Raw genomic sequence first — 15438 nt, forward strand, 5'->3', positions numbered from 1 at the left:
CCGCGGACAACAAAAAACCGGCGTTGCCGTCGCAAAGCCGGTTACAGGTTGCAAACGGCCCTTTAGCGAGTTGTTTAACGTGGCTGCAAGCCGACCGGCCAAATCACCACGGAAGTCTGGCAGTCCTTCTAGGACCAGCGCCGCCGTTCGTCAACGGGTACCTCCCTGCGGGCGCGGATGCCAACCACCGGCACTCGACATTCCGGGCCATGGCCTGTATTTCCGCTGCGGCCTTCAAGGCCTTCTCGATGGATTTGTGACATGAAGCAGGATCAGCCCCGTCCGACGCCACGCGCGGGCATCATGGACATCGAGGCCTATGTGCCGGGAAAAAGCACCGCGCCCGCCGGCGTGACGAAGGTCTACAAACTGTCGTCGAACGAAAATCCGCTGGGGCCTTCGCCGAAGGCGATCGAGGCCGCGCGCGAAGTGGCGGCCAAGCTCGACGTCTACCCCGACGGGACCGCCCGCCGGCTACGCGAGGCGATCGCCGAGGTGCATGGGCTGAGCCCGGCCAACATCATCTGCTCCAACGGTTCCGACGAGATCCTGGGGCTTTTGGCGCAGACCTATCTCGCGCCGGGCGACGAGGCCGTGTTCACCGAACACGCCTTCATGGTCTACAAGATCTACATCCAGGCGGCCGGCGCCAAGCCGGTCGCTGTCAAGGAAACGGACGAACGCGCCGATGTCGACGCGATCCTCGCGGCGGTGACGCCAGCGACACGCATCGTCTTCCTCGCCAACCCCAACAATCCGACCGGCACCTACCTGCCGTTCAGCGAGGTGCGGCGCCTGCATGCCGGCCTGCCCAGGAACGTGCTTCTGGTGCTCGACGCGGCTTACGCCGAATATGTGCGGCGCAACGACTATGAAGCCGGCATCGAGCTCGCCGGCAGCGCCGAGAACGTGGTGATGACACGCACCTTCTCCAAGCTCGGCCTTGGCGGCGCCCGCGTCGGCTGGATGTACGGACCGGCGCATATCGTCGATGCCATCAACCGGGTGCGCGGTCCCTTCAACGTCAATGCCACGGCGCTCGAGGCCGGCATCGCTTCGATCCGCGACCGCGCCCATGTCGAGCGCAGCGTGCTGCACAACGAGAAATGGCTGGCATGGCTGAGCGAGCAGATGATCGGGCTCGGGCTGCGCGTCACGCCCAGCGTCGGCAATTTCCTGCTCATCCACTTCCCCGACGACAAGAAGCACTCGGCGGCCGCCGCGGACGATTATCTGAGCGCGCGCGGCTATATATTGCGCCGCGTCACCGGTTACGGCTTCCCCAATGCGCTGCGCATGAGCATCGGCATCGAAGAGGCCAATCGCGGCGTCGTCGAGGCGCTGAAGACCTTCCTGAAAAGCTAGAACACCATGGCATCACCGATGTTCGAGAAAATAGCGCTGGTCGGCATCGGCCTGATCGGCTCGTCGCTGGCTCGCGTCATCCGCCGCGAGGGGCTTGCCAAGCACATCGCGATTTCGACGCGCAGCGCATCGACGCTCAATCGCGCCGACGAGCTTGGGCTTGGCGATTCCTACAGCACCGATGCCAGCGAAGCCGTGCGCGATGCCGACCTCGTCATCGTCTCGGTTCCGGTCGGCTCGTCCGGCGAGGTCGCGGCCGAGATCGCACCGGCGCTGAAGAAGGGCGCCATCCTCACCGATGTCGGCTCGACCAAGGCCTCCGTCATCGCGCAGATTGGCCCGCATGTGCCGGAAGGCGTGCACTTCATCCCCGGACATCCGCTGGCGGGCACGGAGAAATCCGGACCGGATGCGGGCTTCGCCGATCTCTTCGAGAACCGCTGGTGCATCTTCACGCCGCTACCGGGCACCGATCCCGTGGCCCTCGAGAAGCTTTCGGAATTCTGGCGGCGCTGCGGCTCCAACATCGATACGATGGACCCGCAGCATCACGACATGACGCTCGCGATCGTCTCGCATCTGCCGCACATCATCGCCTACAACATCGTCGGCACGGCCGACGATCTGGAAGCGGTGACCAAGAGCGAAGTCATCAAATATTCCGCTTCCGGTTTCCGCGACTTCACCCGCCTCGCCGCCTCCGATCCGACCATGTGGCGGGACGTCTGCCTGCACAACAAGGACGCGATCCTGGAGATGTTGGCGCGTTTTTCGGAGGATCTGGCCTCGCTGCAGCGCGCGATCCGCTGGGGCGACGGTGAAAAGCTGTTCGATCTCTTCACCCGCACCCGCGCCATCCGCCGCTCGATCATCGAGGCCGGCCAGGATATCGACGTGCCGGACTTTGGCCGCCAGGCCGTCGAACATCCGGCCAAGCCTTAGGCTTCCGCACCGGATTTTGACCGGTCGGCTATGTCTGCGGCGGAAGGTGGTATACCTTCCAAGATTGGCCGAAACGCCCACTCGGTCGTCATTCTCGGGCTTGACCCGAGAATCCATTCCGTGACGTTCGACGTAAGGTGCAGCAGACGCAAAATTCTGTAACTGCTGCAATGCTTTAGCGTCACGGCATGGATCCTAGGGTCTGCGCGCGTCGCTTCGCTCCTTGCTTCGCCCTAGGATGACGAGATAGGCAGACTTTCCGCCAATTCCCTGAGTTGGCACCGATCTCACGACAAGGATGGTGAAGTCTACCCGCCGACAAACGGCAACCCTTCAAAATCCCGGTGTCGAGGAACTACCCTTGTTCCGACGGTGGCCAGTGCGTCGCCATCATGGCCAGCGTTTCGGCCCGGTCCGGCGCGCCGAGCCGGCCGCCGAAGCGCAAGCATTTGAGCGCGGCGGCGGCGCTGGCAAAGCGCAGGGCCTCTTCCATGGGCATGGCCTCGGCGAGGCCGACGGCGAAGGCGCCGTGGAAGACGTCGCCGGCGGCAAGCGTGTCGACAGCCTTGACCTTCGGCGCCTCGACATGGCGCACGCGTCCGGTGGTCCGGTCGTGCCACCAGGTGCCGGCCGCGCCGCCGGTGACAGCGACAAAGGCATCGATGCGCGAGGCGAGGTCGGCGCAGGCGCTTTCCGGATCGAGCGCGTGGCCGCAGACGATGCGCGCCGCCGGCTCCGACGCGATGATGTGCGAGGCCAACGGCAGCAAGCGCTCCAGCACCTCGACCGGCGCAGTGTCGGCATCCAGGATTGCCGGACGGCCGATCGATCGGGCCGCATTTAGGGCGAGCGCCGCGGCGCCCGGCCAGCGAACATCCACCAGCACGGCGTCGAAGCCGGAGAGGTCGGCAAGCGGCAGCGCCTCGGGGTCGGCTTGCGCCTTTTTGTCGTAGAAGGGGACGATGACGCGCTCGCCATGCGCGTCGATCAGGATCGCGGCCAGCGCCGACCGCGCGCCGGCGACGCGGCGGATCAGGCTGCAGTCGACGCCCTCGGCCTCGATATCGGCGACGAGTTGGTCGCCGACGAGATCGTCGCCGGCGCTTGCCCACAAAGACACTTCGGCGCCGAGGCGGTGGGCGGCGCAGGCGGCGCTCGTCGCCATGCCTGAGGCGATCTGGACGCCGTCGCTGGCGATGAACTTGCCTTGATGCGTGGGCAGCGTCTCGACGCGAAGGATGGTGTCGAGGGTGAAGGCGCCGACGTTGAGCAGTCTGACCGGCTTAGCCATCGCTGCGCTATTCCAACGGCTTGATCTTGCCGAGGGGGATGAAACCCAGCGAGGCCTTGCCCTTGACGATCTTCAGCGGCATCGACGGTTCTTTGCCAAGCATCGACAGGGCGGCAAAGCCCTGCTCGATCTCGCTTTTATGCTCGGGGACCGCGCCGGCAAGGATAGAAGCCACCGCTTTCGGATCCTTGAGCTTGATCATCAGATCCCCGTCGACCAGTCCTTGCGCATCGACCGAGACCGGTCCGGACACCGTGATGCGCGCCGTGCCGGACGACAGGTCGAGCTTGGCGATGTCGATCGACTGGCCGCGCAGGCTCTTCGGGGGCGCCGCGACCAACGCCACGCCGTTCTTCAGCGTTACGTCGCCGCTGCCGTCCAGCGCCGGCAGCACGCGTCCGTCGATGGCATCCGGGTTGATCTCCAGATCGCCGAAGCTGCCGACATAATTGATGTCCTTGCCGACCGGCTGCAACTGGCCGGCCGCCTTGCCGGCGCTGAACAATTGCATCGGATCGGTGTCATCCTGCGGATCGGTCTGACCGGAAAGGCCGTCGGCCTGCAGCGAGACGCTCCTCGGCAGCGGCCACGACACTTTGACGTTCGCCTGCAATTGGTCCCAATCGATGAAGAGCGGAGGCGTGCCGGGCGCCATCGTCCTCAGCGGGCCGCGCAGGTCGGCGACGGGCGACAAAGGTGCGGTGATGTCCGCGACGGCATTGAAGCTGCCGGTGGAGGCGGCGACCTTCCGGACGTCGTCCTCATAGGCGATGTTGTCGCAGGAGACCGTGAAGCTCATCGGATAGCCGCTAACGGTGAGATTGGCGCAGCCGGCGACGATACCGTTGGCCTGGAGTTTCGCCGAAGCCTGTTCGGCCTCGGTCTTGAGCCTGTCGGCCAGGTAGAACCAACCGCCGCTGTAGACGGCGAACACCACGACAAGAAATGCGGCAAGCCACAACAGCCGGCGGCGAAGTCTGGGCGGTCGCTGGTCACTTGACGTCATGCTGCGGCTCTCGTTAACCCCGGTAGGAGGGCATTCGCTCGCGCAAATACGCGGGGAAGCACCTTAAAGGTGCGGTGCCATTCACTCGAATGCGATCAGGCTTGGCGATATGGGCGATTTTTGGGTTTTTGGCTATGGGTCGCTGATCTGGCGGCCCGGATTTGCCCATGTCGAGACGCGCCGTGCCCGGCTTTACGGATATCGGCGCGCGCTTTGCGTCTATTCCTTCGTGCATCGCGGCACGCGCGGGCGGCCGGGGCTGGTGCTCGGCCTCGACCGGGGCGGTTCCTGCATCGGCCTCGCTTATCGTGTCCCGGGCAATCTGCGCGACGAAGTGCTTTCCTATCTGCGCGAGCGCGAGTTGGTGACCAGCGTCTATCTCGAACGCATGCTCGACATCCGGCTGGATGGCGGCGGCCCGGTCGAGGCGGTGGCCTACATCGTCGACCGGCAGCATCAGCAATATGCCGGCGGGCTCGATGCCGATCATGCGGCAAGGATCGTTCGCGGCGCCGTCGGCCAGTCAGGCCGGAATGAGGATTATGTGCTCAGCACGCTCGATCATCTCGAGGCGCTGGGCATCCGCGATAACTGGTTGGAAGAGGTGGGCCGCCTAGTCTCGCCTTCGTGAAGCGCATTTCCGGCGAAGAAAGATCGCCTCCAATGCTCTATCTCTTTGTTTTTACGCAATTCCGGACGCAAGGCTACGGCGAAGCCGCCAAGCCTAACCGCTGCGCACTTTTGCTGGAATTGCTCTGGTCCGATCAAAAAGCAAAACCATGCCTTTGACCTCCGCCGGGCACGACCTAGCTTAGGCGCAACCTCCATCCCCGGGTATCAGGCCCGTTCCAGCATCACGGAGATCAGTCTTGCAGAAACGCCGTCTCGGTCGCACCGATCTTTCCATCGCGCCTCTGGTCCTGGGCGGCAACGTCTTCGGCTGGACCGCCGACGAGAAGACCTCCTTCGACCTGCTCGACCGGTTCGTCGGGGCGGGCCTGAATGCCGTCGACACGGCCGATGCCTATTCGCGCTGGGTTCCCGGCAACAAGGGCGGCGAATCGGAAACCATCATCGGCAACTGGATAAAGAGCCGCGGCAATCGCGACAAGGTCGTGATCATCACCAAGGTCGGTTCCGACATGGGCCAGGGCAAGAAGGATCTCTCCGCCGCCTATATCGAAAAGGCGGTCGACGCTTCACTGAAGCGGCTGCAGGTCGATGTCATCGACCTCTATCTCTCGCACTGGCCGGACCCGGGCACGCCCTACGAGGAGACGCTCGGCGCCTATCAGCGCCTGCTCGAAAAGGGCAAGATCCGCTATCCGGGCTGCTCCAATCTCGATGCCGGCCAGTTGCGCGCCGCGCTCGACGTCGCCAGCCTGCGCGGCCTGCCGCGCTACGAGGTTCTGCAGCCTGAATACAATTTGTACGATCGTTTCTCGCTCGACGGGCCACTGCTCGACCTCTGCAAGGCCGAGGATCTCGGCGTCATCACCTATTTCAGCCTCGCCAAGGGTTTTCTGAGCGGCAAATACCGCAGCAAGGCGGACCTCGGCCAAAGCGAGCGCGGCGAGGGCGTGGCCGAGTATCTCAACGAGCGCGGCATGCGCATCCTGTCCGCGCTCGATGCGCTCGCCGAGCGCCATTCCGCCAAGCAGGCGGAAGTGGCGCTGGCCTGGATCATCGCGCGGCCCGGCGTCACCGCGCCGATCGCCAGCGCCACGACGCCGGCCCAGATGGACAGTCTGGTCCGCGCCGCGTCACTGAAGCTTTCGGCCGACGATATCGGAGCACTGGATCGGGCCAGCGCCTAAGGCGCGTTGATGTTCAGGTGAGGCCGGTCTGCAAATGGCGGCTTCCTGCGCTTCCGGCCTTCGCCGGCAAGTGTGCACGATCGTCCAAGACGGCCATGACAAAACCCTCGTAAATCCTGTCGCATCGCGGCAGGAGAAGGTTTTGGGATGGCCGGTGGTATCTCGGGCGGAGCGATGCCCTGGCAGCAAGTGCTGGCGCTGGTCCTGGCGGCGACCGTGGTCATGGGCAGCCCCGGACCGTCGACCATCAGCGTCACCGCCATCGGCGCGGCATTCGGCCTGCGCGCCTCGCTGAGTTACACATGGGGCTTGGTGCTTGGAACGATCGCCGTGCTTCTGGTCGTCGCCGCCGGGATTGTCGGCATGCTCGCCTCGGTACCTGGACTGGCCACGGTGCTGGCGATCCTTTCGGCCGCCTATATCCTTTATCTGGCTTTCAAGATTGCAACCGCGCCGCCCTTGGCGGAGCGCGGGAGCATGGCGACGAAGCCCAGTTTTCTCGGCGGCTTCATGCTCGCCGTCGCCAACCCGAAAGCCTATGTGGCGATCGCCGCGGTCTTCGCGGGCGCCGCCTCGCAAACCGATGCACTGGGCGTTTCCACCAGACTCCTGGTGCTCGTCGCGATGATCGTCGCCATTCATGTCGTTTGGCTGCTCGCCGGAACCGCTTTGGCGCGGTTCCTGCGCCGTCCGCTGGCGTCGCGGGTCATCAACCTGGTGTTTGCCGCGACGCTGGTGCTGACGACTGCGCTGGCGGCGCTGCGATAGCGGATCAGGCTTTTACGGTCACGCCGAGTTCCGCCAGCCGCTTCACCGCCGTCGGCGGCATGGGCGGCGGGTTCGGCGCCTGCGCCGCCTCGACGAGCATCTGGTCGCAGGCGGCTTCGGTCTCGCCGATCAGCCGCTGCATGAATTCGTCCTTGCTAAGACCGGGCGGGATCGGCGGCAGGAAGCGGGCCTTGATGGTGCCGGGATAGCGCAGGAATTTGCGGCGCGGCCAATAGAGGCCGGCGACATGGGCGACCGGCACCACGGGGACGCCCAGTTGCGAATAGATTTCGACGATGCCGTATTTGTAGGACGGCTCGGCGCCCGGCGGGCGGCGGGTGCCTTCAGGGTAGATGATGAGCTGGCGCGGATTGCGATCCATTTCCTGCCTGGTCGCGGTGACGACCGCCTTCAGCGCCTTCGAGCGGCTGCCGCGATCGACCGGGATCATGCGCATTTTCATGATGTACCAGCCGAAAAAGGGGATCCAGGTCAGCTCGCGCTTCAGGATGTAGAGCGCGTCGTCGAGGTAGGGGAAGAAGGCGATCGCATCCCAGAAGGATTGATGCTTCGGCGCCAGGATGAAGGATCCTTCCGGCAGATTCTCGACCCCCGTGATTTCGTTCTTCGTCGTGGCGATCTTGTCGTAGAGCCACATCGAGGTGCGCGACCAGAATTTCGGCACGAACCAGGCGCGGTGGCGCGGCGACAGGAAATAATAGGGCGTCCAGAAGATCATCTGGACGACCAGGCTGAGATAGAAGACGAGGTTGAACGCCAGCGAGCGGATGATGAGCATGCAAGGGGCCCGATAAGGAAGAGTGCGTTGGTTACACCAAGCGGCGGCAAAAAGGAAACGGCGCCGTGGTCGAACGCTCTGCCACTCTTGTTTTGCCGCAATTCCGGAACGGAGGGTTACGGCGAAGTCGCCGAACCTAACCGCGATGCACTTTTCCTGGAATTGCTTACAATGACCGCGCCAGCCGCTCCTTGAGGCGCGGTGCGGCGAAATCGAGGAAGGCACGCAGCTTTACCGGCAGCCGGCTCTGGCCGGCATGAACGAGGCTGACCGGCCAGGGCGGCGGCTCGAACGGTTCCATCACCACCCGCAGCGCACCGGCGCGCACGGCGGCATCGGCCTGGTAGGAGAGGACTTTCGTCAGGCCAAGCCCGGCGATCGCGGCATCGATCGCCGCCTCGGCGGTGTTGACCTGAAGGCGCGAGCGGACCGCGACCGCGGTTTCCGTCTTGCCGGAGCCAAAGCTCCATGTCGCGGGAGCGGCGAGACCTTCGAAGGTGATGCAGTTGTGGCCGGCAAGCTCCGGCGGGGTCGCCGGCGTGCTGCGCTTGGCAAGATAAGCGGGACTGGCGCAGACAATGCGGCGGATCGAGCCGACGCGGATCGCGACCATGGCCGAATCCGGCAGCTCGCCGATGCGCACGGCCAGATCGATATGCTCCTCGACCAGTTGGGTGATCCGGTCCGACAAGGTCAGGCGGACGTCAACCTGCGGATAGAGGGCGAGGAAGCCGGTGATCACCGGCAGCACATGCAGGCGGCCGAAGACGACCGGCGCCGTGATGACCAGTTCGCCTGTCGGGCTCGAATATTCGCCGGCGGCGGTTCGCTCGGCATCGCTCACCTCGTCGAGGATACGGCGGCAGGCGATGAGATAGGACTGGCCGGCATCGGTCAGTGTCAGGCGGCGCGTCGAGCGGTTGAGCAGGCGCGTCGTCAAATGCTTCTCCAGTTCGGAGAGCTTGCGGCTGACCGTCGCCAGCGGCACGTCGGCACGTCTGGCTGCGGCGGAAAGGCTGCCGGCCTCCACCGTTGCGACGAACAGGGACATGGCGTCCAGGCGATCCATTATTCTTCCGAAATATGGAAGGATGAGTTGCGAATATGCTCTCTACATCCGATTTCCGGAAGGGGCTATTTCTTGTGCGACCCTGTCCGAGGAGCGCCAGCATGAATGAATTTACCAGCGATGTCGCCTTTACGCCGACCGTCAAGGCCATCCAGTTCCGCAAGGGGTCGCGCGACTCCTATGCTCGCGTCGAGCAGCGCGGCGGATGGCGGGCAACAATCACGCCGGACCTTGCCGCCTTCATCGAGGCGCAGACCAGCGTGTTCCTGGCGACGGCCAACGCCGAAGGCCAGCCCTACATCCAGCATCGCGGCGGGCCTGCCGGCTTCCTCAAGGTGCTCGACGAACACACGATCGGCTTTGCAGATTTCTCCGGCAATCGGCAGTTCATCACCCAGGGCAATCTCGAGGACAATGGCCAGGCGTTCCTGTTCCTGATCGACTACATGCTGCGGCAGCGCATCAAGATCTGGGGCAGCGCGCGTGTCGTCGAGGGCGATTCCGAGCTGACGGCAAGGCTGATGCCGGCCGATTACAAGGCTCGGCCGGAGCAGGTGATCCTGTTCACGGCCTCGGCTTGGGATGCCAATTGTCCGCAGCACATTCCGCAGCGTTTCGAGGCGGCGGACGTCGCCGCGGCCCTTGCCGAGCGCGACAGGCACATCGCCGGTCTGGAGCAGGAGATCGCGCGCCTGCGCAGCGCGTCAACTGAAGCTTAGTTTTTGGATACCGAGGAGGCTTGCGCCAGCGTCATGCCTTCAGGCGTCGTGCGAAGCGGCAGGAAGCCGCGCGCCAGCGACAGCACATATTTGCTGTATTCGGTCAGCAGCACGCGCAGCGCCTCCGGCTTGGTCAGCCAATTGCCGTTGCCGAGATTGGTGTTGACCACCGGATAGGGCTCGAGGTGCGCGCCATGCAGCAGTCGGCCCATCTCGAGCAGGCTGCGCGGCATGTGGTAGTTGTTGGTGACGATGATGATGCTGCCATAGGCGTGGTTTTCCACCCATTTGGCGCTTTCCTCGGCATTGCCGATGGTATCGAGCGCGGCGCGGTCGATGTCGACGCAGCAGGAGAAGAGCTGTTTGTCGCCGCCCATTGCCGCCTGCAACTGGCGCTTGGTGGCCGACGGATGGACGCCGCTGATCAGCAGCCGTTCGCCTTTGCCTGAGGCAAGCAAGTCCATCGCCGCGTCGAGCCGCGACTGACCGCCAGTGAGCACGATGATGGCATCGGCCTTGGCCGGATTGAGCGGGGTCGTCATATGGCTGACCTTGTTGGCAAACCAGCCGAAGCCGCCGGCAAAGAGCACCAGCACGGCGAGAACGACGAAACCGCAGACGCGCAAAGCGAGCTTGAGACGACCGGACCTCGCGGGAGCAGCGATATGCGTACGCATCGCCGGCATCCGTCCAGCTATCCCGATCGAGTCCCGCGCGTCCATCATCCCCAGGTTAATCCTGAAAACATACAATGGTTAACTCTGAAATGCGGCCTTTGATAGGTGAGACGGCGCACTTTGCGTTACGGCAGTTGCCCAATCCGTGATCCTTGTCCGGTTTGTATATAACGCTTTCCGTCGCGTTTCGCTTGGAGATCATCAGCCCGAATCCGGCTGGCGAACGTCGATGTCGCTGAGATAGGCGACGACGGTCGCGTGCGAGGTTGCCGCGGTCAGCGCGCCGATCACCAGCACCATCAGGCCGACGCCGAAATAGCCTGCCGAGCCGATGGCGAAATTGCCGAACAATGCGGTCGCCTGGTCGGCCTCGGGTGTGGCCATGTTGCGCGACGACCACCAGGAAAAGACGATGAAGACGACGATCGCCAGCGCGCCGCCGGCGGCGGCGCCCTTCATGCCGGTGACCAGGAAATGCCAGCGGAATTCGCGCGCGATGAAGCGCGCCTCGGCGCCGACGAAATGCAGCACCTCGATGATATGGCCGTTGCCGGCCATGGCGCCGCGCGTGGCGAACACCACCGTCAGCACCGTTGCCGACAGCATCAGCACCAGAACGGCGATGCCGATCGTCACCGTCGTGTGCGCCATGGCGACCAGGCGGTCGACCCAGGTGCGGTGATCGTCGAGCGCGGCGGTTGCGATTTTCGGCGTGATGGCGGCGCGCATGGCGGCGAAGTCCGGCGGGCTGGCTTCGTCGATGGTGACGATGATCAGGCGCGGCACCGGCAGCTCGTCGATGTTGAGGCCGCTGCCCAGCCACGGCTCCAGAAGCCGCGCCGTGGCGTCGCGGTCGATGATCTTGGTGCCCTTGACGCCGGGAAACTCGCTGGCGATCTGCGAGGCCTGCGCGAGAGCCGCCTCCATGTCGAGGCCGTCGGCCGGCTTGATCTGGATCGTCGCCTCGCGCGAGATCTGGTTCTCCCAGACCGAGGCGGTATCGCGCACAAGCGTCACCGCCCCGAAGGTGAGGCAGGACAGGAAGGTCATGATGGCGATGACCAGCACCAGCGCCCGGCCGGCGATGTTCTGCGCCGGCACGATCGGCGCCGTCTTGCGCTGGACCCGACGGACCGTCACCGGCGCCTCGGCGTCGGCTTCGTCCTGGAGATGGTCGGCCGGAAAGTCAGTCATAGACGTCCAACCTTCCGCCGGCCAGAATCATGCGGCGCGCATCGACCTGCTCCATCAGGCCGAGGTCGTGGGTGGCGATCACGACGGCGGTGCCTAGCCGGTTGAGCTCGATGAACAGCCTGAGCAACCGGCGCGCCAGTGGCGGGTCGACATTGCCGGTCGGCTCGTCGGCCAAAAGGATTTCCGGCTGCTCGATCAGGGCGCGCGCGATCGCGGCGCGCTGCTTTTCGCCGCCCGACAGCACCGGCGGCAGCACATGCATGCGGTCGCCGAGGCCGACCCATTTCAGAAGCTCGGTGACGTCTGTGCGGTAGCTCGCTTCCTCGCGCCCGCGCACGCGCAAAGGCAGCGCGACATTCTCGTAGGTCGTCATGTGGTCGAGCAGGCGGAAATCCTGGAACACGACGCCGATGCGGCGGCGAAGCAGCGGCAGCTCGCCGCGCGAAATGCGCGAGCGGTCCTTGCCGAAGATGGTGATCAGGCCGCGCGTCGGTTTCAGCGACATGAACAAAAGGCGCAGCAAGGTCGTCTTGCCGGCGCCCGAGGGGCCGCTCAGGAACTGAAAGGAGCGCTCCGGAATGTGCAGGGAGATGTCGCGGAGGATTTCCGGACCCATGCCATAGCGGAGGCCGACATTTTCGAAGCGGATCACGTTCGGCGACCTGAAACTTTCGGCGGCGACGCGCCACAATCTACATTAACAGACCATCGGCCGGCATGGTTAACCGGCAGTTAATTTTTCAACGATCAGCCCTCGTCAGGACCATTCCGGTGGGGAAGCGTTAACCAATTGCGTTTACGCAAAAGAAACGAAGACTCCACTGGTGCCGTAATGGCTGACGATCAAACCGCGCGCCCTGTTTCCGGCGAAATCATGACCGGTCCGGCAACAAATGCCGCGCCGGAGCGCGCCATATTCGAGGCGGCCGACATCGTCGATGCCGACTATGTGGTGCTGCCGCGTTTTGCCGCGCAGCCGGGATCGGCGGCGCCCCTGCCGCAGATCCCCTCGACGCCGTCGATCGAAGGCATGGGCATGCTGCGCAAACCCGAGGCCGCGCCGCCGCGGCCCTCGCGGGGCGGCCCGATGTTCTGGATCGCCGGCGTCGGCATAGCGCTGGTCTCCTTCTGGGTGTCGGGCGGTCATGCGCTTGTCGGGCAAAGTCCGTTCCGGGTGGCCGCGGCGCCGGCGGGCGCGCTGACCATCTCCGGCGTGACGTCGCGCATCGATGCGTCGGGCCTGAAGCCGGTGCTGTTCGTCGATGGCGAGGCAGCCAATGACGGGATGAGGTCGGAGGCGTTGCCACCGCTCGAAATCCGCGTCACCGACAACAACTCCAACATCATCCGCTACAGGCTGGGGACATCCAACCGCTCGCTGGCGCCCGGCGAAAGATTCGGCTTTTCCAGCCGCCTCGATGTGCCTAAAGACGGCGTCAGGACCGTCGCAGTCATCTTCGCCGGCTAGACGGGTCGATATTCAGGTGAGGCCGGCCTGCAAATAGCGGCTTCCTGCGCTTCCGGTGCTCACGTACTTCAAGTACGCTCCGCTCCGGTTCTCGGGAGCCATCGGTCTCGACTCGGCCTGACCTGAATCTCGACACACCTAGTGTCCGGCGTTGCCGTCGATTCGAAGGATAAAAGCATGCCAGTTGTACGCGGCAAGGACATCGAGGTCCTGTTTTCGGCGTCGGCGATCGCGCGCCGCAATCTCGAGCTCGCCAAGGAAATCGCCGGGCGCGACTACCACGATCTCTTGGTGATCTCGATCCTCAAGGGCTCGTTCGTCTTCGCCGCCGATCTCATCCGCGCCATGCATGATGTCGGCCTGTCGCCGGAAGTCGAGTTCATCTTCATCTCCAGCTACGGTGCCGGCACCACCAGCGGCGAGGTCAGGGTGCTGCGCGACATCGACAACGAGGTCACCGGCCGCGATGTGCTTTTGATCGACGACATACTGGAATCCGGCAAGACGCTTTCCTACACCCGCGACCTGATGCTTTCGCGCGGCGCCAAGAGCTGCGCCATCGCGGTGCTGCTCGACAAGCGCATGCGCCGTCAGACCGCGCTCAACGCCGACTATGTCGGCTTCGACTGTCCGGACTATTTCGTCGTCGGCTACGGCATGGACGTCGCCCATGCGTTCCGCGAGTTGCCGTTCGTCGGCGTGGTAAAGGGCGATGCCTGACGAGGCGACGAAGTCACGCCGAAAAGCCGCCGATCGTTAGAATTTTCAGAAAACGTCAACGATTCAGCGGCATCTATTTCGGCATGGCAAAGCTTCTGATCGTCGAGGACGATGACTCCGTCCGCACCCTCGCTGCCCGCGCGCTGGAGCGTGACGGCCATAATGTCACCATCGCCACCGACGGCGCGCATGGGCTGGATATGATCCGGCAGGCGCTTGGCGGCTACGATCTGGTGGTGTCCGACATCCGCATGCCGGAAATGGACGGCATCGAGATGGCGACGGCGGCGGCGAGAGAGTTCCCGACGATGAAGATCATGCTGATGACCGGCTACGCCGACCAGCGCGAGCGCGCCGAGGAACTCAACGGCATCATCCTCGACGTCGTGCAGAAGCCGTTCACGCTCGCCGAGATCCGCACTCGTGTGGGACGGGCGCTAAGCTGCTTCGCTTGAGACTGCAGCCGGTGTAACCGCCGCCTGGGGCGCCGTGCTTCGCCGGCGTTCGCCGTTGAGCGCCAGCAGGCCGGCGCCGATGATCAGCGCCGCGCCCAGCACGGTCGTTTCGCGCGGCACTTCGGCGAAAAACAGGAAACCCCACAGCGGCGACCACAGGATGCCGGTATACTCGAAGGTGGCGACGCGGTTGGCCGGCGCCATGCGGTAGGCCTGCGACAACAGGATCATGCCGGCGGATGCGACGAAGCCGCAGGCGGCCATCTTCAGGAAATCCGGCATTGTCGGCCACACCCATGGCCGCACCAGGAATTCGACGCTCGGATGCGCCGCATGGGTGATGCCGGCAAGATGGAACACGGTCGCAACGGCTATGGCACCGCTGAGATAGGCGCCGTTCTGGTAGAAGGCCATCACGGTCGATGATTCGGTGTCGCCGATCCGGCGCGCCATCAACTGCGAGAAGCCGTAGAGGAAGGCCGAGCCCAGCGACAGCAACGCCGCCCAGTCGAACACGCCAGCGCCCGGACGCACCATGACGAGCACGCCGACCAGGCCGATCAGCACCGTCGCCAGCGTCTTCCACGAGACGCGCTCGCCGAGATAGGGGCCGGCCATCGCCATGATGAACAGCGGCGCCATGAAATACAGCGCCACCGCGTCGGCCAGCGGCAAGGCGGCGATCGCCAGATAGTAGACCGTATAGGACGAGAACTGGATGAAGGCCCGCAGCGTCAGCATGCCGAAGCGCTTCGACAGCACCGCCTTCAGGCCGACATCGGCCTGGACGATGACGATCAGGATCGGCAGCGCGACGATGGCGCGGATCGCCATCACCTCGGTCACCGGATAGCCGCCCGACACCGCCTTCACCAGCGGATCCTGCAGCGAAAAAACCAGCACGCCGATGCAGAGGCTCAGAATGCCAAGCACCATCCGGTTCTGCATCAGTTTCGGCCCCCCGCGAGCCGCTTTATTCAATAATTCCGAGTAATTCCGGGCGGAAAGCCGCAAGCGCTTTTCCTGGAACTACTCCTAAAAAGAACCCGCTACCATTTTCAGGCAGCGGGTACGAGTGAGGACTCTTCGACTGGTCCGCGGCCGAATCGCGACCGCATATCCAATGGGTAACGCGACTATCCTGCGGC

General features: G+C 64.3%; 18 protein-coding genes and 1 riboswitch. Of the genes, 10 read left to right on the top strand and 8 right to left on the bottom strand.

The genetic code is table 11. The features are described from left to right. Positions 1-42 precede the first annotated feature (42 nt). A riboswitch (SAM riboswitch) is annotated at positions 43-120 on the bottom strand. Between the two features lie 141 nt (positions 121-261). Further along, a complete protein-coding gene (gene hisC / locus DPM33_RS27620) occupies positions 262-1365 on the top strand; it encodes a histidinol-phosphate transaminase (RefSeq protein WP_112100570.1) in 1104 nt (367 codons plus the stop codon). Between the two features lie 6 nt (positions 1366-1371). Continuing rightward, positions 1372-2307: a prephenate/arogenate dehydrogenase family protein gene (locus tag DPM33_RS27625; RefSeq protein WP_208648458.1), complete on the top strand. Its 936-nt coding sequence runs from the start codon at positions 1372-1374 to the stop codon at positions 2305-2307. Between the two features lie 355 nt (positions 2308-2662). On the opposite strand, the gene DPM33_RS27630 is transcribed toward DPM33_RS27625, so the two are convergent. Both DPM33_RS27630 and DPM33_RS27635 read right to left on the bottom strand, forming a co-directional pair. Continuing rightward, the gene (locus DPM33_RS27630) at positions 2663-3598 is read right to left on the bottom strand and encodes a sugar kinase (protein WP_112100572.1); all 936 of its coding nucleotides are present in this window, start codon (positions 3596-3598) and stop codon (positions 2663-2665) included. Positions 3599-3605: 7 nt separating this feature from the next. Next, positions 3606-4604: a DUF2125 domain-containing protein gene (locus DPM33_RS27635; RefSeq protein ID WP_112100573.1), complete on the bottom strand. Its 999-nt coding sequence runs from the start codon at positions 4602-4604 to the stop codon at positions 3606-3608. Positions 4605-4713: 109 nt separating this feature from the next. On the opposite strand from DPM33_RS27635, the gene DPM33_RS27640 reads away from it, so the two are divergent. From DPM33_RS27640 to DPM33_RS27655, 4 genes are all read left to right on the top strand, one after another. Then, complete coding sequence (locus tag DPM33_RS27640; RefSeq protein ID WP_112100574.1) at positions 4714-5235, top strand: gamma-glutamylcyclotransferase; 522 nt, start codon at positions 4714-4716, stop codon at positions 5233-5235. Further along, positions 5232-5393, top strand: a complete 162-nt coding sequence (locus DPM33_RS36405; protein WP_167449247.1) for a hypothetical protein — start codon at positions 5232-5234, stop codon at positions 5391-5393. The genes DPM33_RS27640 and DPM33_RS36405 overlap by 4 nt, the downstream gene beginning before the upstream one ends. An 80-nt stretch (positions 5394-5473) precedes the next feature. Continuing rightward, positions 5474-6421, top strand: a complete 948-nt coding sequence (locus tag DPM33_RS27650) for an aldo/keto reductase (RefSeq protein ID WP_112100576.1) — start codon at positions 5474-5476, stop codon at positions 6419-6421. A 147-nt stretch (positions 6422-6568) separates the two neighbouring features. Next, entirely contained in the window at positions 6569-7189 is a 621-nt protein-coding gene (locus tag DPM33_RS27655) for a LysE family translocator (protein ID WP_112100577.1), read from the top strand. Positions 7190-7193: 4 nt separating this feature from the next. Here the strand turns inward: DPM33_RS27655 and DPM33_RS27660 are convergent, their stop codons facing one another. Both DPM33_RS27660 and DPM33_RS27665 read right to left on the bottom strand, forming a co-directional pair. After that, positions 7194-7988 carry a lysophospholipid acyltransferase family protein gene (locus DPM33_RS27660; protein ID WP_112100578.1) on the bottom strand — a complete coding sequence of 265 codons (795 nt, stop codon included), beginning with the start codon at positions 7986-7988 and terminating at the stop codon, positions 7194-7196. 166 nt (positions 7989-8154) lie between these two features. Further along, positions 8155-9057, bottom strand: coding sequence for a LysR family transcriptional regulator (locus DPM33_RS27665; RefSeq protein WP_112100579.1), 903 nt, complete (start codon positions 9055-9057; stop codon positions 8155-8157). Positions 9058-9158: 101 nt separating this feature from the next. On the opposite strand from DPM33_RS27665, the gene DPM33_RS27670 reads away from it, so the two are divergent. After that, complete coding sequence (locus DPM33_RS27670; protein WP_112100580.1) at positions 9159-9776, top strand: pyridoxamine 5'-phosphate oxidase family protein; 618 nt, start codon at positions 9159-9161, stop codon at positions 9774-9776. Here the strand turns inward: DPM33_RS27670 and DPM33_RS27675 are convergent. The 3 genes from DPM33_RS27675 to ftsE form a co-directional block, all read right to left on the bottom strand. Next, complete coding sequence (locus tag DPM33_RS27675) at positions 9773-10453, bottom strand: YdcF family protein (RefSeq protein WP_245442420.1); 681 nt, start codon at positions 10451-10453, stop codon at positions 9773-9775. The genes DPM33_RS27670 and DPM33_RS27675 overlap by 4 nt on opposite strands. 201 nt (positions 10454-10654) lie before the next feature. Then, positions 10655-11647, bottom strand: coding sequence for a cell division protein FtsX (locus DPM33_RS27680; RefSeq protein ID WP_112100582.1), 993 nt, complete (start codon positions 11645-11647; stop codon positions 10655-10657). Further along, a complete protein-coding gene (ftsE, locus tag DPM33_RS27685; RefSeq protein WP_027167480.1) occupies positions 11640-12299 on the bottom strand; it encodes a cell division ATP-binding protein FtsE in 660 nt (219 codons plus the stop codon). Before ftsE ends, DPM33_RS27680 begins: the two co-directional genes overlap by 8 nt. A gap of 180 nt (positions 12300-12479) precedes the next feature. Here ftsE and DPM33_RS27690 point away from each other — a divergent pair, with 180 nt between their 5' ends. The 3 genes from DPM33_RS27690 to DPM33_RS27700 all read left to right on the top strand — a co-directional run bounded on the left by DPM33_RS27690 (position 12480) and on the right by DPM33_RS27700 (position 14290). Continuing rightward, a complete protein-coding gene (locus DPM33_RS27690) occupies positions 12480-13115 on the top strand; it encodes a hypothetical protein (protein WP_112100583.1) in 636 nt (211 codons plus the stop codon). A 177-nt stretch (positions 13116-13292) separates the two neighbouring features. After that, a complete protein-coding gene (gene hpt, locus DPM33_RS27695; protein ID WP_112100661.1) occupies positions 13293-13835 on the top strand; it encodes a hypoxanthine phosphoribosyltransferase in 543 nt (180 codons plus the stop codon). Positions 13836-13918: 83 nt separating this feature from the next. Continuing rightward, on the top strand, positions 13919-14290 hold the full coding sequence (locus tag DPM33_RS27700) for a response regulator (protein ID WP_112100584.1): 372 nt from the start codon (positions 13919-13921) through the stop codon (positions 14288-14290). On the opposite strand, the gene DPM33_RS27705 is transcribed toward DPM33_RS27700, so the two are convergent. Continuing rightward, on the bottom strand, positions 14273-15238 hold the full coding sequence (locus DPM33_RS27705; protein WP_112100585.1) for a DMT family transporter: 966 nt from the start codon (positions 15236-15238) through the stop codon (positions 14273-14275). The genes DPM33_RS27700 and DPM33_RS27705 overlap by 18 nt on opposite strands. Between the last annotated feature and the right edge of the window lie 200 nt (positions 15239-15438).

The organism is Mesorhizobium hawassense (assembly GCF_003289945.1).
Classification (GTDB): domain Bacteria; phylum Pseudomonadota; class Alphaproteobacteria; order Rhizobiales; family Rhizobiaceae; genus Mesorhizobium; species Mesorhizobium hawassense.